The sequence below is a fragment of the Neptunicella marina genome, assembly GCF_014270035.1.
Classification (GTDB): domain Bacteria; phylum Pseudomonadota; class Gammaproteobacteria; order Enterobacterales; family Alteromonadaceae; genus Neptunicella; species Neptunicella marina.
This window is the reverse complement of the sequence record NZ_JACNEP010000014.1, coordinates 60,430-77,217: the sequence shown is the minus strand read 5'-3', so window position 1 is coordinate 77,217 and position 16,788 is coordinate 60,430. Positions and strand designations below refer to the sequence as shown.

Annotated in this window: 18 protein-coding genes and 1 other RNA gene; 11 read left to right on the top strand and 8 right to left on the bottom strand. The window is 43.2% G+C overall.

Features of this window, described 5'->3' with window-relative positions; translation table 11 throughout:
• Positions 1 to 53: 53 nt before the first annotated feature.
• Positions 54 to 479 carry an alpha/beta hydrolase gene (locus H8B19_RS15160; protein ID WP_186507733.1) on the bottom strand — a complete coding sequence of 142 codons (426 nt, stop codon included), beginning with the start codon at positions 477 to 479 and terminating at the stop codon, positions 54 to 56.
• Positions 480 to 760: 281 nt separating this feature from the next.
• Between H8B19_RS15160 and rpsP the strand changes: the two genes are divergently transcribed.
• From rpsP to tyrA, 7 genes are all read left to right on the top strand, one after another.
• The gene (gene rpsP / locus H8B19_RS15155; protein ID WP_186507732.1) at positions 761 to 1,009 is read left to right on the top strand and encodes a 30S ribosomal protein S16; all 249 of its coding nucleotides are present in this window, start codon (positions 761 to 763) and stop codon (positions 1,007 to 1,009) included.
• Between the two features lie 26 nt (positions 1,010 to 1,035).
• Complete coding sequence (rimM, locus tag H8B19_RS15150; protein ID WP_186507731.1) at positions 1,036 to 1,566, top strand: ribosome maturation factor RimM; 531 nt, start codon at positions 1,036 to 1,038, stop codon at positions 1,564 to 1,566.
• A complete protein-coding gene (gene trmD / locus H8B19_RS15145; RefSeq protein ID WP_186507730.1) occupies positions 1,566 to 2,330 on the top strand; it encodes a tRNA (guanosine(37)-N1)-methyltransferase TrmD in 765 nt (254 codons plus the stop codon). The genes rimM and trmD overlap by 1 nt, the downstream gene beginning before the upstream one ends.
• Positions 2,331 to 2,348: 18 nt before the next feature.
• Positions 2,349 to 2,708 carry a 50S ribosomal protein L19 gene (gene rplS / locus H8B19_RS15140; RefSeq protein ID WP_186507729.1) on the top strand — a complete coding sequence of 120 codons (360 nt, stop codon included), beginning with the start codon at positions 2,349 to 2,351 and terminating at the stop codon, positions 2,706 to 2,708.
• A gap of 139 nt (positions 2,709 to 2,847) precedes the next feature.
• The gene (locus H8B19_RS15135) at positions 2,848 to 3,849 is read left to right on the top strand and encodes an SMP-30/gluconolactonase/LRE family protein (protein WP_186507728.1); all 1,002 of its coding nucleotides are present in this window, start codon (positions 2,848 to 2,850) and stop codon (positions 3,847 to 3,849) included.
• 264 nt (positions 3,850 to 4,113) lie between these two features.
• Entirely contained in the window at positions 4,114 to 5,217 is a 1,104-nt protein-coding gene (locus H8B19_RS15130; RefSeq protein ID WP_186507727.1) for a 3-deoxy-7-phosphoheptulonate synthase, read from the top strand.
• 5 nt (positions 5,218 to 5,222) lie between these two features.
• Positions 5,223 to 6,365: a bifunctional chorismate mutase/prephenate dehydrogenase gene (gene tyrA, locus H8B19_RS15125; RefSeq protein WP_186507726.1), complete on the top strand. Its 1,143-nt coding sequence runs from the start codon at positions 5,223 to 5,225 to the stop codon at positions 6,363 to 6,365.
• A 47-nt stretch (positions 6,366 to 6,412) separates the two neighbouring features.
• On the opposite strand, the gene pheA is transcribed toward tyrA, so the two are convergent.
• The 3 genes from pheA to H8B19_RS15110 all read right to left on the bottom strand — a co-directional run bounded on the left by pheA (position 6,413) and on the right by H8B19_RS15110 (position 10,194).
• Positions 6,413 to 7,603 carry a prephenate dehydratase gene (pheA, locus tag H8B19_RS15120; RefSeq protein ID WP_422121163.1) on the bottom strand — a complete coding sequence of 397 codons (1,191 nt, stop codon included), beginning with the start codon at positions 7,601 to 7,603 and terminating at the stop codon, positions 6,413 to 6,415.
• A gap of 226 nt (positions 7,604 to 7,829) precedes the next feature.
• Positions 7,830 to 8,513, bottom strand: coding sequence for an FHA domain-containing protein (locus tag H8B19_RS15115; protein WP_186507724.1), 684 nt, complete (start codon positions 8,511 to 8,513; stop codon positions 7,830 to 7,832).
• Between the two features lie 91 nt (positions 8,514 to 8,604).
• Positions 8,605 to 10,194: a ShlB/FhaC/HecB family hemolysin secretion/activation protein gene (locus H8B19_RS15110; RefSeq protein WP_186507723.1), complete on the bottom strand. Its 1,590-nt coding sequence runs from the start codon at positions 10,192 to 10,194 to the stop codon at positions 8,605 to 8,607.
• Between the two features lie 193 nt (positions 10,195 to 10,387).
• On the opposite strand from H8B19_RS15110, the gene H8B19_RS15105 reads away from it, so the two are divergent.
• The gene (locus H8B19_RS15105; protein WP_186507722.1) at positions 10,388 to 11,644 is read left to right on the top strand and encodes a response regulator; all 1,257 of its coding nucleotides are present in this window, start codon (positions 10,388 to 10,390) and stop codon (positions 11,642 to 11,644) included.
• 134 nt (positions 11,645 to 11,778) lie between these two features.
• On the opposite strand, the gene H8B19_RS15100 is transcribed toward H8B19_RS15105, so the two are convergent.
• The 3 genes from H8B19_RS15100 to ssrA form a co-directional block, all read right to left on the bottom strand.
• Entirely contained in the window at positions 11,779 to 12,429 is a 651-nt protein-coding gene (locus H8B19_RS15100; protein WP_186507721.1) for an RloB family protein, read from the bottom strand.
• Positions 12,416 to 13,708, bottom strand: coding sequence for an AAA family ATPase (locus H8B19_RS15095; protein WP_186507720.1), 1,293 nt, complete (start codon positions 13,706 to 13,708; stop codon positions 12,416 to 12,418). The genes H8B19_RS15100 and H8B19_RS15095 overlap by 14 nt, the downstream gene beginning before the upstream one ends.
• Positions 13,709 to 14,019: 311 nt before the next feature.
• Positions 14,020 to 14,381: a transfer-messenger RNA gene (gene ssrA, locus H8B19_RS15090) on the bottom strand.
• Between the two features lie 270 nt (positions 14,382 to 14,651).
• Between ssrA and H8B19_RS15085 the strand changes: the two genes are divergently transcribed.
• Positions 14,652 to 15,368: a transporter substrate-binding domain-containing protein gene (locus H8B19_RS15085; RefSeq protein WP_186507719.1), complete on the top strand. Its 717-nt coding sequence runs from the start codon at positions 14,652 to 14,654 to the stop codon at positions 15,366 to 15,368.
• Positions 15,369 to 15,406: 38 nt separating this feature from the next.
• Here the strand turns inward: H8B19_RS15085 and smpB are convergent, their stop codons facing one another.
• On the bottom strand, positions 15,407 to 15,883 hold the full coding sequence (gene smpB / locus H8B19_RS15080; RefSeq protein ID WP_186507718.1) for an SsrA-binding protein SmpB: 477 nt from the start codon (positions 15,881 to 15,883) through the stop codon (positions 15,407 to 15,409).
• Between the two features lie 104 nt (positions 15,884 to 15,987).
• Between smpB and H8B19_RS15075 the strand changes: the two genes are divergently transcribed.
• Positions 15,988 to 16,422 carry a type II toxin-antitoxin system RatA family toxin gene (locus H8B19_RS15075; protein WP_186507717.1) on the top strand — a complete coding sequence of 145 codons (435 nt, stop codon included), beginning with the start codon at positions 15,988 to 15,990 and terminating at the stop codon, positions 16,420 to 16,422.
• Complete coding sequence (locus H8B19_RS15070) at positions 16,415 to 16,765, top strand: RnfH family protein (protein WP_186507716.1); 351 nt, start codon at positions 16,415 to 16,417, stop codon at positions 16,763 to 16,765. Before H8B19_RS15075 ends, H8B19_RS15070 begins: the two co-directional genes overlap by 8 nt.
• Positions 16,766 to 16,788: the final 23 nt, after the last annotated feature.

Below are 16,788 nucleotides of genomic sequence, written 5' to 3'. Positions count from 1 at the left end.
GGCCAACTAACATGGGTAGGTTTTACAGGCAAAGCCTATTTAATGATAACCACCTACTGAAGTAGGTGGTTTAGGGCTGAAAATAAAAAATGTTTAGAGTCCGGTGTAAACTGGCTGGGAGTGTAATCCCGTGTTCGGTTTTCTGTGCGGGCGTTGCCATCCTTTTCATTGGTATATCCCACACCAATAAAAAAACCAGTTGGCATATAATTAAATTTTTCATAGTTGTAACTCATAGCAGCTGCAGGCGTGAAGTTCGACAAAGCATCTAAAAAATAGTAGCAATGAACGGGCGCGTTTTTATCCACTTTACGTAAGGGCGCTCTGACATATAATCGATATTGCACCTTGTTGTCAGATACAGGTAAATCGAATACCTCTACAGGCCAGGGGTAATCAAATGATTGTGCTTGTTGTGCTCTGGCTGAGCAGCCAATACTCAACAATACAATAAATATTAATAAGTCCTTTAATCTCACCAGTTATTCTGCCATCTATTTGGGAGTGTATTTCGATGAGTCGAGCGGGAAATGGCAAAGGTTTAAACGTCACTTTATTTTCTTTTGCTATTTTGCGCTTTTATCGGGTCATTGACCTTGCAAAACCATTGATAATCCGTACAATACTGCGGCCTTCGATCCATGGTGGTCGGGGTATAAGTTAACGGAAGCGCTAAAGGTGATGTGGTTGTTGGATGAGTTGATCTGAACTCAGATACTCATCGACGGCAGCATTTCCACAACGAGTTTGAGGCATAACAATGGTTACTATTCGTTTACAGCGTGGCGGCGCCAAAAAGCGTCCATTTTATCAAGTAGTGGTTGCAGACAGCCGTAATGCACGTGACGGTCGTTTTATTGAAAACATCGGTTTCTTCAATCCAACTGCACAAGGTCAGGAAGAAAGACTACGTCTTGATTTAGACCGTGTTGAGCATTGGGTTGGCGTAGGTGCAGGTTTGTCTGATCGCGTTAAGCGTCTGGTTAAAGACGCTAAAGCAGCAGCCTAAGCAACTTGGTACAAAGAGGTATAAGAGTGAGTAAAGCGTCTGATACTCTGGTTGTTGGTCAGTTTGGTGCACCTTATGGTGTAAAGGGCTGGGTAAAAATCAATGCTTATACTGATGAATTAACTGGCATCTTTGACTATTCACCTTGGTTTATTCAACAAGGTAAAGAGGTTAAGGAAGTTCAGGTTGAACAATGGCGCATGCACAATAAAGGTCTGGTGGCCAAAATAGTGGGGGTTGATGACAGAGATGGAGCCGATGCACTGAAAAATCAGTCCATTGCTATCTCGTCAGAACAACTTCCGGCTCTGGCTGACGATGAATTTTATTGGCGTGATTTAATTGGGCTTAAAGTGGTAAACCTGTCGGGTTACAACTTTGGCACAGTTAAAGATATGTTTGAGACTGGTTCTAACGATGTCATGTTAGTGCAGGCCAATCATAATGATGCTTTTGGTCAAAAAGAAAGAATGATCCCTTATTTAGAGCAACAAGTTGTAAATAAGGTCGATCTGGAGGCGCAAACTATTACGGTGGACTGGGATCCATCATTCTGATGGCAGCAACACGTTGGTTTGGTCTGGTCAGTTTATTTCCTGAGATGTTTCAGGCATACACTGAACAGGGTGTAACAGGCAGAGCTGTTAAGAATGAATTGTTGAAAGTAGAGTTTTTTAATCCAAGAGACTTTGCTTACGACAAACACCGCACGGTTGATGACAGACCATACGGTGGAGGCCCGGGCATGCTGATGATGGTTCAGCCTTTAACGGACGCAATACACGCTGCCAAAAAAGCAGCGGGTGACAATGCAAAAGTGATTTATCTGTCACCACAAGGGAAAAAATTAGATCAGGCCGGCGTTCAGCAGCTTGCGCAAAACGAAAAGCTGATTTTGGTCGCCGGGCGGTATGAAGGCATTGACGAAAGGGTGATTCAATCCGAAATCGACGAAGAATGGTCGATTGGGGATTATGTCCTTAGTGGTGGTGAATTACCGGCGATGATTCTAATGGATGCTGTATCGCGCTATGTGCCAGGAGTGCTGGGACATGAGCTTTCCGCAGAGCAGGACTCGTTTACCGATGGCTTGCTGGATTGCCCGCACTATACACGTCCGGAAGATCTCGATGGTCGGTTGGTTCCTTCTGTGTTGTTAAGTGGTAATCACGAAAAAATCAGACAGTGGCGTCTAAAACAATCGCTGGGCAGAACCTGGCAAAGACGTCCTGAGTTATTAAATTCTCTGGCTCTGACTAAGGAGCAGCAGCGTTTACTGGATGAATTCCAAAATGAACTGTTGCAGCAAGATGATAGTTAACCAGAAAGTGAGGATATGATGAGTAAAGTCAGTCAAGATATCATCAAGCAATTAGAACAGGAACAAATGAAGTCTGACGTTCCTGCGTTCGGCCCTGGTGATACAGTTGTTGTACAAGTACGTGTTAAAGAAGGTGAAAAAGAGCGTCTTCAAGCGTACGAAGGTGTGGTTATCGCTAAGCGTAACCGTGGTTTGCACTCAGCTTTTACTGTACGTAAGATTTCTAACGGCGAAGGCGTAGAACGTGTTTTCCAAACACACAGCCCGGCAGTTGCTTCTATCGAAGTGAAACGTCGTGGTGCAGTTCGTCGTGCTAAGCTTTACTACTTGCGTGAGCGTTCAGGTCGTTCTGCACGTATCAAAGAGAAGCTTAACTAAGATTAATTTTAATACGCTGACGTTAACTTATAAAAAAGCCCGCAATCGCGGGCTTTTTGCTTTTTTAATCATAGATTTATCCAGCATCACAATAGTAGGATAGGGAAACAACGAAACCAGGGTTATTCAGGGAATTATTATGCGCGCATCTCACACCGCATTAACCGCTATTACAATTACAACATTAGTAGGTTGCTCACAGCCACAGTCAGCTTCTTCAACATCATCTAAATCAGCCGATGTGTCAGCGCAAGTGTTCAAACAACCTGCTTATTGCAGTGCCAGCGACACAAGCCAGACGATTGGTGCAGAAACTAAAGTCTCGAAAATTGCGGATGGTTTTGTGTTTGTCGAAGGTGCAGTGTGGAGTGATAAAAGCCACTCGTTTTACTTTTCTGAGATGAATTTTGATGGTCCGCAGCAAAATGGCCCTGAGGCTAAAATTCATCAGCTAGTATTACCTGATCAAATGTCAGTGTTTATCGAACACAGTGGCAGTAATGGGTTAGCCATCGATAACCACAGCTTACTGGCCGCAACTCATGATAACCAAAGCCTGTCCCGTTATGATTTAAATGATAAAACCCGCACTATTATTCTTACTGATATTAATGGCAAACATTTTAATTCGCCCAATGACTTAACGGTTAGCAGCCAGGGGGATATTTATTTTACTGATCCTAACTGGCAGCTTGGCGAGCGTGAAAATCAAACCGGTGTAACAGGTGTTTACTGGCGCAAGCCCGATGGCAGCGTTGAGTTAATTGATGGCACCAGAGAAAACCCCAATGGCATTAGTTTGTCACCTGACGAAAAAACGCTGTATGTGGGGGATAAAAATGGTGAAATTTTGCAATATCAGCGTCACGCCGATGGCAGCATAGGTGATAAATCAGCGTTTACTTTTGTACAGGAGCCGGACGGTATGGCGGTCGACTGTGCCGGCAATTTATATATCACCAGCCACACACCGGGTATTTTGCATGTAGTTAACCCACAAGGTCATGAACTGGCTCAAATAAATGTTGCCACTAAGTTAACCAATGCCGCGTTTGGCGGAGAGGATCATAAAACACTTTTATTAACAGCGGGTGGGGCAATATACCGACTTCAAAGTCCGATACCCGGCTATCCGTATTAATTTAAAAAAGCCGGTTTTTAACCGGTTTTTTGCTTTTTTACGCACAGTAAAAGAGATGTCTCGATTTAATTTAATGATTTGTTTAAATAATGCTTGCGGTAATTTTAATGGCTTGTTAAAAAGTCAATCGTTTGCGGATATTTAATAATTTTAATTAGTGTAATTATATCTGTACACAAGGATCGGATTTCTCCTAAGACGTTTTTACCCTGAGACTCGCAAAAGTAATCCTTTTAAATTCACAACACATACTAGGTTAGCCAAATGTTAAAGGATTCCTTAAACAACCGTCACATCAGCGACGAAAAAGTGCTGATGACTCCCGAGCAATTGCAACAAGAACTGCCTATCAGTCAGCGCGCGTTGCAGGAAATTGAAAAATCACGCCAGACCATTAGTGATATTATCCATCGCCGTGATCACCGTTTACTGGTGATTTGTGGACCGTGCTCAATTCACGATGTGGAGGCCGCTAAAGAATATGCACTTAAATTAAAAAAGCTGCATGAAGCGACCAAAGACAGCCTGTATATCGTGATGCGGGTTTATTTTGAAAAACCACGCACCACAGTGGGCTGGAAAGGCCTGATTAACGATCCGCACATCGATGGCAGCTTTGATATAGAAACCGGTCTGAGAAAAGCCAGAGAGTTGCTTATCTGGTTAGCAGAACTGGAATTGCCGGTTGCCACCGAAGCGCTTGATCCTATTAGCCCGCAATATTTAGCCGAACTGTTTAGCTGGGTGGCAATTGGTGCGCGCACGGCTGAATCACAAACGCACCGTGAAATGGCCAGCGGCTTATCCATGCCCGTTGGCTTTAAAAATGGCACAGACGGAAGTTTAGACATCGCAATTAATGCGCTGCGTTCTGCGGCATCGGGTCATAACTTTATGGGCATTAACAAACAAGGGCAGGTAGCGATTATTAGCACCAGAGGTAATCCTGATGGCCATGTGATTTTACGCGGTGGTAAACAGCCCAATTATGATTCTGTATGTGTTGCCGATTGTGAAGAGCAATTAACCAAAGCTAACCTGAGTGCGGGTTTAGTGGTGGATTGTAGTCACGCTAATTCAGCAAAAGATTATCGTCGTCAGCCTCTGGTGGCAGAAAACGTATTTAATCAAATTCTGGATGGTAACCAGTCCATTATCGGTATTATGCTCGAAAGTCATCTTAAACCGGGTAATCAAAGCACCGACAATAAATCGGTGACTGAGCTAGAATACGGAATATCTATTACCGATGGCTGTATTGACTGGGAAACCACCAATAAGTTGTTGTTAAACGCCCGCGAAAAATTAATCACCCTGTTACCATTGCGTATGAGCAAACTGCAAAACGGACTAAAACAGGTAAGTTAGGAATAATGAACAACCCATCCATTGATGAACTACGTCAACAGATTGACCAGCTCGACAACGAGCTGGTTAATTTATTAGCCCGCCGGCAAAATGTAACCCGTGAAATTGGTCGTTATAAAAGTAAGGCCGGATTGCCGGTTTATGTGCCAGAACGTGAAGATGAGTTATTAAAAGCCTGTCGTGATAAAGCGGAGAAGCAGGGGGTATCCGGTGATCTCATTGAGGATATCTTACGCCGGGTAATGCGTGATTCCTATCAGGCACAACACGATCAATATGTTTGCGTGAATCCTGAAGTAAAAAATGTAGTGGTAATCGGTGGCCGTGGGGCACTCGGGCGTGTGTTTGTGGATATGTTTGAACGCAGTGGTTATCCGGTGACTGTGGTTGAAAAACAAGACTGGCAGCAGGCCGATAGCATCTTTGCAAACGCCAGTCTGGTCATTGTTGCTGTACCGATTGCGATTACAGAACAAATTATCCAGCAACTACATAACCTGCCTAAAGACTGTATTCTGGCAGATATTACCAGTATTAAACAAAAACCTTATCAGGCCATGATGGTCGCGCATAATGGCCCTGTGGTTGGACTGCACCCGATGTTTGGTCCGGACGTGCCGAGTCTGGTTAAACAAGTGATTGTTATTTGTGATGGCCGCGAGCCCGGCGCCTACAAATGGTTACTTGAGCAAATGCATATATGGGGAGCAACACTGTATCACACCACGCCACAGGAACATGATCAGGCCATGGCGTTTATTCAGGTCATGCGCCACTTTTCCAGTTTTGTGTACGGCAACCATTTACGCATGGAAGATCCCTCACTCACTCAGCTAATTGCCTTAAGTTCGCCAATATATCGCTTAGAGCTGGCGATGGTCGGGCGCTTATTTGCGCAGGATCCAGCGTTATATGCAGATATTATTTTTAACAACAAAGACAGTATTGCCTTGTTAAAGCGATATCGTGACCGGTTAGACGAGGCACTAACGCTGGTTGAACGGGGAGATAAAGCGGCTTTTATTAAACAGTTTTTCAAAACCGGCAGCTGGTTTGGTGACTACGCCAAGGTATGTTTAAAAGACAGTAAACGCTTGTTATTAAAAGCCGACGATGACCGCAGGTTTGATATTCCAACCGTAAAATAAAAAAATCCCGCTTAATGCGGGATTTTTTATGCCAAAGGCTAATTGAGCTAGCTATCTTGCAATGCGCTGGCCGCCGCCACTTTGGTTGGGGTAATTTCTTCTGTAGGATAACAACCCAGTACTTTCAGGTATCGGGTAATGGCTTTTAATTCATCAAGAGCCTGCTGCATCGGACCATCCTGCACATTACCTTCCACATCCAGATAAAACATTTCTTCCCAGGGATTGCCGGTAATTGGGCGTGATTCCAGTTTGGTCATATTGATGTTGTTATCACGTAATACCAATAGTGCTTCTACCAATGCACCTGGTTTTTGCACCGTGGACATAACCAGCGTGGTTTTTGCTGGTACCTGTAACGGTACTTTTACCGCTTTACGCGCCACAACGATAAAACGGCTGTGGTTTTCTTTCTGATTAGCCAGATTGGATTTAATCGCATGTAAACCATATAGATTACCGCCCGCCTCGCTGCCAATTGCGGCGCAACTGTCTGATTTCAGCTCATTTACTCTCATCATCGCGGCTGATGTGCTGTCGCAGGTTTTAACTTCGATATTGCTTAGTTCGGCTAAGAAATGACTGCACTGGGCAAATACCTGAGGATGGGCATAAAGGGTTTTAATTTTGCTAATTTCAGTGTCGGTGGCCACCAGTAACGAATGTTTAATTGGATGAGTCAGCTCGCCAATAACCGATAAACTGGTGTGCTGTAACTGATCATAAACCTCGTTGATACTGCCTGAAGAGGTGTTTTCAATCGGCAATACGGCATAATCTGCCTGATTGGATTCCACTTTGTGGATAATTTCGTTAAAGCTTTGGCAGCCAATTTCCAATAGCTCACCTGCGCGACGGGAAAAATATTTTTGTGTCGCCAGATAACTGTAAGAGCCTTTGTTACCTAGAAAGGCAACCCGGTTAAGAGGTTGGCTATGTTCGGGGTTGGCACGCTCAGCCAGCAATGCCTGCTGATTAAGTACTGAATCCTCGATAATGACATGGAACAGCTGCGTCACGTAATGTGCATCAAGCCCAAACGCTTGTCCGGCTTTAATCAGCTTTACCAGTAGCTGTTCTTCCCGTTGCTGGTCACGTACCTGTTTGTCCATTTTAATTTTGGCTTCGGCGACCTGATTGGTCAGCCCTCGTCTTTGCGCTAACAGGGTAAGCAACTGATTATCAACCTCGGTAATCTGTTCCCTTATTGGCGCTAATAAATCTTGCGTGTCAGTCATGGACATCCTCTTACTTGCAGCACATACAAAAAAACCTCCGTTAAAGGAGGTTTTGCGAAAACAAACACACACAACCCTCCTATCTGGATGGCGTAAAAAATAGAAAAAACTGGAAAAAATGGTGTGCTTTCATATTCCTCAATTTACGGCTAAGGGCAAAAGCTGTCAACTGCTGATTATGGCTTATTTGGCAATAAGTTAGTTCATTTTGAAAGTGGGATAATACCTAATCCAGTAACACGGTATTATCCAGTAGCGCATTGTGTTCAATGCGTGAAACATACTCACGCACCGTGAAAACAATATCCTTAAATTTTAATTCATCGCCATTGTGCACCTGTTGCTGACGGCATATTTTTTCACCGTTGACCAGGGTGCCATTGGCCGAGTGTAAATCTTCAACCGTCATCTTGTTATCCTTTATGCTAATTTTGGCGTGATGACGAGAGATATATGAGCGTAGCAAAGTCAAATCACATTCAACCGCACGCCCAATAATAATGTCGTGACTAATTTGATATTCCAGACCTTCCAGCGGACCGGATTCGGCATATAAAAACCAGCCTTCATGTACTTTGGTTTTGGTTTGTTTGTTATGAACCCGGCGGTCGATAAAAGGTGCCATGTTGTTTAGGGAACGTCGGTCACAAAAGGGCACCACTTTAACTAAGCCTTTAATGCTGAAGTTATAAAACCACGAGAACACCAGCACCACGGGGAACAGAACTATAAATGCAATAAGCAGCCAGTGAAAATAACGGTTATCAAACTCAAAAATAGGAAAGGTAATCGAGCAAACCTGCAAAATCACCCAGCAGGTTACAATATACAGTAACGACGTACTGATAATTTTACGATGACGAATATTATCGTAAAAGCTGAGTAATTTTTGTCTGCCTAAGCGGTTCATGCCAGTCTCTGTGAGCCAGTGAGTTACTGCGTTAAGATAGTTACAGCTACGGGCACCTTAATATTTGTTTAAAAAATGGTCAAGCGTGAAGTTAAAACGACTGTTTCACCTCCATACGAATCTCAATGCTGCTTAAATCTGCTCCGGATGACATTGGATGAGCAAAATCCAGATGCAAAACCTGTTTATCACTGGAATGACTGGAGTAAAGACGCAAACCGACGCCCACACTGCTTAACCAGCCATGATCCATATTATTGGCAGACACATCACCACTGATACGTGCCACATCCATAAATGCCACAGCCCCGAGCTCAAAGATCTGATACAGATTAATTTTAGGGTAATAGCGGATCTCGTTGGTCATCAGTACGCTGCGTTCGCCGTGTGAATACTGAATTGGATAACCACGTAAACGGGTGTCGCCACCAATGGTGACCGGTTCATCAATATAAGCCCTGTGACTAAGTTCAGTAAAAATCCGGTTATACCAGGCCCATTTATCGGCATAACGGTAAAATAACTCGGTTTCCAGTGACCCGTGATAACGCAGGCTATTCCGTTGACTGAATTCCATGTTCCAGTCGGTTGATGCCAGCATCAAAATTTTATCGGCCAGCTGCACACCTTTACTTATCGACTGTTTAAAAATCCAGGTGCCATCGCTGTAACTGTTGGGCGGGCTATAGCCAAAACGGCTTTTCCAGCTCCAGCCAAGGTTAATGTCTTCAATATTACCAATCAGATGAATGTCCTGTAGTTCCTGATATCCATCCTCAACGTAATCTACCCCAAACCAGGGGTAACTTAACTGACGGTCCGCCGGTAACGGCTGGTCGGGCAGGGGATCAAACAGTTGTTGCTGATGAAAATAACCAACCCAGTAGCGCAGTGCCGCGTGCTCGTAGCGATAACCTAACCAGCCATACTGTGCACTGGTTTGCTCATAGTGACGGGCAAACAGGATCTCGTCATCCACATTCTGATAAAGGTTATAAATGCTTTTTTCATGTTGACTGAGCATATGTGCCGCCCAGTCTGTTTCAAAACTGATAAAAGGCCGGTCTATTGCGTATTTGATCACCTGACCATCATCATTGTCCTGCAATTCAATACTGCCGGTGGCGTTGTAACCCAAAAATAGCGGGAATCGCGAGACAAACTTGTAACCACTACTTTGAATATCATCGTAATAACTGACATCCATATCGATGCCCAGACCCAGAACATTTCTGTCCTTTAATCCCATTGAAAACTGATTTTTACCGCCCTTACGTCCAAAACTGATTTCCGGCATCAACGTCCAGTTATCCCAGGTTTCAATATTGATTTTACCATCGGCATCTTTGCTTACTTTGGCTTCACGAATATAACGTCTTTGGCGCAAATAGCGCTCCAGTTCCGCCAGTTTGGTGTCACTGGTATCACATAAATCGAAGTAGGCCAGCTCATTTCTTAGCGTGGAAGGTTGGGTTTCGATATGTAATTTATTAGCAAACCGGTGTAACCAGGTGGTTTCCGGATCATAAATATCAAATATAGGATTAATGGTCAGTACGGTTTCAGCAGGTGTGTCACAACTGTCAGCTGCTGAAACTGGCTGCCACGCCTGCCATAACGCACATCCGGCAAGCAGATACGGGTTTAGGATAAAAGATTTGGGATTCAGTTTATGTTTCAAAGAGTTAACTGCATTACTCATAGTGGTTGTAGTAAGTGTAGTGTACTTTTCTTAAGCGTAAATGAACAAAATTGTTTTGACCTCGCTTATTGTCACTTTGTACACCAGTAGTGTATGGCATTTCTGATTATTCCACCTAAGATCAACATGTAAGCGTTTAAATATCAATATAACTAACAGCCGTTGAGTCAAGATGAATACAGTTGAACCGGGTAAAAACATATTACTGTTTAGTATGGAAGAAAATGCTGAACAGGCGCTGCTGGAAGCCATGACGCCCTACAAAAAGCGTCTGCTGGTGATTGATAGTTACAAGGACATTTGCCTGTATTTAAGCCATCCCGAGCCTAATGTGGTGTTGATCAGCGCAAAGTCCTTTCAGCAATGTCTGGCTATTTATTATCAGGCGCTGGATATGGTGAAAGACAGTGATTTGTGTGATCACGCATTTGTGCCCCTTATTGCCCGCGAAGAACAACGGGAAGCCTTCAAAGCCTTTGCCAATGGCATTATTGACGACTTTATTGTCAGCCGTCCCTTAACCGAAGTGCATCGCCCAATTATGGTGTGCAACCATGTACTGAAAGAACTGGGTATTGGTCAGTCACGTAAGGCAAAGGCATCTTACGTTGAGCAGCAGGAGCACTTTTCTGACAAAATGAAAGAAATTGTGCTCAAAGGAGTAAAACGCAAAGACACCCTGCGTGAACAATTTAATCACTGTATTGTTGAGATTGATCAGGCACTGGACCATGCTGCATTAAAAATTCAACAACATCAAAAGGTTAAACTGGATTTGGAGCGGCTGAAAAAGACGCTATCGGCAATCCGCTCCGATGACATACGTCCGGCACTGCTCAAACTGCAGGATAAAGCCATTCAATTGTTACAGGGGTTGATGGATGACGTTGAACAGGCGTCATCTGAGCCTGCAATTCCAAAAGCGAACAACGCGGAAGCAGCGGCTCAATCTGAGCAAAAGCAATCCTCAACCGCCCCTAAGGATCCTGAATTCAACCAACTCTACGGCAAAGAGGTTAATGCCGATAAAGTTATTGAACAGATGCGCAATCTGCCGCAAATATTACTGGTGGAAGATGACCCCATCAGTCTCAATTTAACCCTGCAACTACTCAGCCACTATCGCCTTAATATTGACAGTGCAGCGAATGGACGTCGCGCGTTTGCTAACCTGTCCAGTAAAAAGTATGACCTGGTCATTATGGATACTCACCTGCCAGACACGGACGGTATTTATATTATTGACCAGTTAAAAAGTCAGCAGGGGCCAAACCAGCAAACACCGGTTGCCATCCTGACCAATATGCAAAGTAAAGCCAGTATGCAAAAAGCTAAAGAAGTAGGGGGGGCTGCCTACCTGCTTAAACCTCTGGATAAATTATTGCTAACCAGCTTGTTTGACAAATTGAAGCTGCCGCTTGGGGGGTAGGGGCTAAGCTGATATTTGCAAAGGTGATCGATTTCGGAAGTGATGTTCGTCGTTTGCTTGCGTGCTTTTTGATATGGCGGGGGGGAACCTATATTTTACAATATTTATTAATAACCTACATATGACTTGCAGTTTTACTTCACAAAATTATCAATGGCATCTAATACTAAGTGGAAGTCAGTCGATGGATTCATTTTAAACGTTGGGGTACCTGCAGGATATGATCCTTTGTTTTGAATTACTAACTTTTCTGCATTCTTTCTAGCGTCATTTAAATAGGGCTTTAGGCGGGTATAGATATCAGCTTGACCCTTTTCATAGTTTTCTATACCTACTTTTTTAATATTCTCCTTAAAAGCTTTGCTTGAAGTAAGAGCTTTACAGTCACTGTAAGCAGCTTCTGAAAATCCAAAATGTAATAATATCCATAACTCGAAACACACATTTGACAGCGCCACTTTTATATTGTTGTCAGTAGCTTTTTTTATAGCTTGTGAATGTAATTTTTCAGAGTACTTCGTTATGCTCTCCCTATCATATATAACCCAGTGAATATCTCCTTTATGAGAACTTGACTTGCGCTTTTCTTCGACTACCCGATCAACTATTGACTTAGGAGTATTCTGGGAAATTTGGGGGACCCTAATAAGAGAAACAAGCCGATTATTGCAATGTTTATCGGTCTTATATTTGTTGAGGTAATTAACTTCTGTTTTTGTCCCTTCACAGTATAACCAAAGCTTTGACTGCACTACCTTCTTTGGTTTTGATTTACTCCGCGGCATATTCTCCCCCTGAAACGATTGCTTTCAATACCTCTGAAATAGAGTGATAGTCAATTGATGGAATGCCCCCTAAACGCCCCTCATCATACCATTTATCGAATGGGCTATTATCCCTGAGAGTGCTATCGTACTGCTCCAGTGAACTATAATTTGTTGCACCATTATTTTTTTCTGCCAACCAAACTTGATCTTTTCTCATAAAGTTAGATTTAATTATTTGAAATGCATGTGTGGAGAAAATTAATTGAGCGTTATTAATATTTATTTCAGGATCTTGGAATATCTTAATTAATAATTCGACCACATGAGCATGATAACTGCTCTCTATCTCATCGATTATTAAAATATTACCATTTTTAAGTGCGGACATTACGATTGGAAAATTAGAAAATAATCTCATAGTACCCTTAGACTCAAGGGTGTTTTCTATTTCAATAGCAGTTCCATTTTCATGCATGTGGGAAAATATAACTTCTTTTGAAATACTTTGTAGAAAATGATCTCTAACTTGTGCAGGTACAGAATCTATCATTTCTAGCTGCTTTTCTGATAACTCAACATCTTCGAATCTAAAGTCTTCAATGCCCAAGTCCACTGAATGCATTAATGTTTTCATCGCCAAACTTGCTTGTTCATCCTTTTCCCAATCTACAACGGAACTTTCTGAGCCAAAAATAACATTCTCTCTAAAAAAATCGTAAACAGTCTTTAGCATCTCTGGTGATTCAGGATTGCTTCCTGCAACGCTTAAATATGACATGTTAGGGTAGTAAGCAAATTGTTTGCGGCCACCTTTGTACCTAGCACCGAAAGTTATGCCTTCATTTTCCTTCCAATTATCAGGACTAGTTCTTTCAAAGATTTTTGAGGATTTAGATGTAATAAAATAATACAAAGATTCGAAATAAATATTTTGTTTATCAAAATGTATGGTGTATTGGTATCTAACTTTCTTAACCCAAAACTCAATAGAAAGCTTTGTCGGGGCATTTTTAGTATCATCCGAGAGTAAATAAGGATCATAACAATTGATAACATCATCTTTATCAAATTTATGAGTATTACCGACGATATATCGAATACTTCTAATCGCAAATAATAGATTGGTCTTTCCACTTGCATTACCACCTATTATTGCGACTGATTTTACCGTGGCAAACTTTGTGTCTAAATAAGCCAAATTGTCCGACAAATGATTAAGGTTCTTGTCAGCGTGTAATGAGAAAAGCTGCTCATCTTTAATAGATAAAAAGTTTTCTACAGTTAGATCAATTATCATTTCTCTCTCATTTTATGATGTTATTCGTTGGTTTTTGACGAATATGTGACTCATATTAGTTATGAGGGGAAGTAAATACAAGTTTTATTGTCATTGTGTACACAATGACAATAATTGGCTGCGCGGTTAAATGAGAGCTCGAGGGGCAACTTAAATGGCGGGATTGTCCTCAGGGCCATCCATGCCCTTGACCCTTCGGGCGCCTGCGGCGGTACAAAATGTTCCAGACATTTTGTGAACCCTCTACGCGGGTTCAGACCAATCCCGCCCCAGAAAATAAAAAAGCCCGCCAGATGGCGAGCTTTTTTATTTGGTGGAGCTGGCGGGATTTGAACCCGCGTCCGTAATACCTACATCCTCGGTCCTACATGCATAGTCTGGTCTTTTAATTAACTACGTTGAACTCCGACAGACAGGATTTCAGGTAGCGAGCTCGATTAAATTTAGTGCTTTGGCTACGAGCGAAGCCGCCACACGATCCTGCGAGTATGACCTTCCGAACCTCTGCCAGCAGGCAAGACATGAGTGGAAGGGCTCCTAACCGGTTATTAAGCGGCTAGAGCGAAGTTATCGTCGTTTGCGATTACTTTAAATGCGGCTTTTTTACGAGGCCAACCGCGTCCTCGGCATGCACCTTGGGTTTCGCGTACTCCGTCGAATCCTAATCAGCCCCGATTAGGTTTCCGTACCGAACTGTGTCCGGTGCAGAGATACTCTACTTCTCAAGTTGGTGGGCGATGGTAGCACATTGTTTTGCTACCTGCCTATGTTTAATGGGGTCAAACGCTTGTTTTTCAAGCAAAGAAATGGTGATTTTTTTACGGCGCCCTTTATTGATTTATGTCACTGGTTGCCTGTTTTGTTGGTGCAAATATTTGTTTAAACAGTCAGTTAGGGATATAACTGTCTTTATGTTTGTATTAAACATACCCGAGACACATTCGTGAAGTCTTATATTTTCTGTATATGTTGCGCAACTCTGGTGCATCTTATTACACCGTCAGAGGCCAAAGCCGGCCAGGACTTTGTGCTGGCGGTGGAAGACAGCTGGCCACCTTATGCCAAAAAAGACGGGACAGGGTTGTCGGTGTCGATTGTTAAACAAGCACTGGCATTAAGCGGCTCAAACGTTGATTTTGTTGTTGTACCTTATGCGCGGGCGTTGCGTATGGCTGAAATTGGCGAGGTTGATGGTGCGTTTAACGTCACCAAGCAGGACAGCACAACCAGTAAATTTATATTTGGCCAGCAGCCGTTGTTAAAGGCGCGCGCGTCTTATTTCTATGCCGCCGATAGTCATATGGATTACCTAAACCCGGGTCAGATCGCCAGTGGAAGTGTTATTGGTTTAATTATTGGTTATGAATACGGCGATGCCTACGAAGACAATCGTGCGCGTTTTGATGAAGTCAGGGTGTCCAATCAGCGCCAGATCATTCGATTGTTGTTAGATCATAAGGTGGATTTAGCCATCATGTTTGATGAGGTTGCCGCGTTTACCATAAGGGAAATGGGGCTGGCAGATAATGCCGTGCGTAAAGGACAGTTAAATCACGTCAGTGATATTTTTGTGGCCTTCTCTAAGCAGGCGAAAGATGTTCAGCAAAAAATCGATTTACTGGACAAGGGATTACTTCAGTTGAAACAAACACATCAGTAGTTTGATGTTATGCAGCAGATGTCAAAGGCTAACCCAGGTTAGCCTTTATTTTTCATCATGCGTTCTTTGTCGCGCGCCCAGTCACGATCTTTAATTGCATCACGTTTATCGTGAGCATGTTTACCTTTACCCAGATAAATTTCGACTTTTACCCAGCATTTTTTCCAGTACATGGCAGTGGCAACAATCGAGTAACCCTGACGCTCGCGACTGCCCATCAGACGATTTAATTCGCGCTGATTAAGCAGCAATTTGCGTTTACGTTCCGGATCGCAAACCACATGGCTGGAGGCCTGATTCAGCGGCTGAATTTTACAGCCCACCAGATAGGCTTCACCCTGATGGATGTCCACATAACTGTCGGTCAGGTTCACTTTACCTGCCCGGATACTTTTTATTTCCCATCCCTGCAAGGCGATACCGGCTTCCAGTTTGTCCTGTAGCTGGTAGTCATGACGCGCCTTTTTATTTAAGGCGATGGTATTACTGGGGTTTTTAGCTTTCTTTTTGTTCATGGAGGCGCATTATACTGATAGATTCAGCTTTGTCTTTATTTGTTTAATCCGGTGTTTGCGATACCATTGCGGGCATAAAGAATAAATGGGTATCAGGAGCAATTATGCCCCAGGTGGTTCGCAGTGCGCTAGTGCCTTTTAGCGCCAATGCGATGTTTGATTTAGTTAACGATGTAGAGAGTTATCCGCAGTTTTTGCCAGGATGCGCTGATTCTAAAGTGCTGGAACAAAGTGAAACCAGTATGACAGCGTCAGTACAAATCCAGAAAAGCGCAATTAGTCAGTGGTTTACTACAAAAAATACCCTGAGCCCCGGTCAAAAGATTGATATGCAACTGGTTGATGGGCCTTTTAGTAAGTTAACGGGCGGATGGCAGTTCACCGAACTGGATGAACATGCCTGCAAAGTCGAATTAAATTTAACATTCGAGTTTTCCAATAAGCTGGTGGCCATGGCGTTTGGCAAAGTGTTTAGCGCTATCGCCAGTAAAATGGTTGAAGCCTTTGTTAATCGCGCCAGGGATATTTATCGTGACTGATCAGCAAATTTCCTTAGAAGTGGCTTATGCCACGCCACAAAAACAGGCGTTATTGCAGGTTGTGGTAGAAAAAGGCACCATAGTTGAACAAGCCATTAAATCATCCGGCATGTTGCGCCGTTTTGAAGAGATTGATTTAAACGTTAATAAAGTCGGCATATGGAGCCGTACCTGCAAATTAAGCGACGTGCCACGCGATGGTGACAGAATTGAGATTTACCGCCCGCTAATTGCCGATCCTAAAGAAGTGCGCCGCCGTCGTGCAGAAAAAGCCAAGCTCGAGGGGCGGGCAGATAAGGTCACAGGTGGTCGGCCTAATCCACAGAAAAAAACTGAAGAGTAATAAACTAACACATACTAAAAAGG

Coding starts and splice junctions, on each gene's coding strand:
- rpsP (WP_186507732.1), top strand. CDS start 761: ATGGTTACTATTCGTTTACAGCGTGGCGGCGCCAAAAAGCGTCCATTT.
- H8B19_RS15105 (WP_186507722.1), top strand. CDS start 10,388: ATGAATACAGTTGAACCGGGTAAAAACATATTACTGTTTAGTATGGAA.
- tyrA (WP_186507726.1), top strand. CDS start 5,223: ATGAACAACCCATCCATTGATGAACTACGTCAACAGATTGACCAGCTC.
- trmD (WP_186507730.1), top strand. CDS start 1,566: ATGGCAGCAACACGTTGGTTTGGTCTGGTCAGTTTATTTCCTGAGATG.
- H8B19_RS15115 (WP_186507724.1), bottom strand. CDS start 8,513: ATGAACCGCTTAGGCAGACAAAAATTACTCAGCTTTTACGATAATATT.
- H8B19_RS15095 (WP_186507720.1), bottom strand. CDS start 13,708: ATGATAATTGATCTAACTGTAGAAAACTTTTTATCTATTAAAGATGAG.
- smpB (WP_186507718.1), bottom strand. CDS start 15,883: ATGAACAAAAAGAAAGCTAAAAACCCCAGTAATACCATCGCCTTAAAT.
- H8B19_RS15100 (WP_186507721.1), bottom strand. CDS start 12,429: ATGCCGCGGAGTAAATCAAAACCAAAGAAGGTAGTGCAGTCAAAGCTT.
- H8B19_RS15075 (WP_186507717.1), top strand. CDS start 15,988: ATGCCCCAGGTGGTTCGCAGTGCGCTAGTGCCTTTTAGCGCCAATGCG.
- H8B19_RS15135 (WP_186507728.1), top strand. CDS start 2,848: ATGCGCGCATCTCACACCGCATTAACCGCTATTACAATTACAACATTA.
- rplS (WP_186507729.1), top strand. CDS start 2,349: ATGAGTAAAGTCAGTCAAGATATCATCAAGCAATTAGAACAGGAACAA.
- pheA (WP_422121163.1), bottom strand. CDS start 7,603: ATGACTGACACGCAAGATTTATTAGCGCCAATAAGGGAACAGATTACC.
- H8B19_RS15130 (WP_186507727.1), top strand. CDS start 4,114: ATGTTAAAGGATTCCTTAAACAACCGTCACATCAGCGACGAAAAAGTG.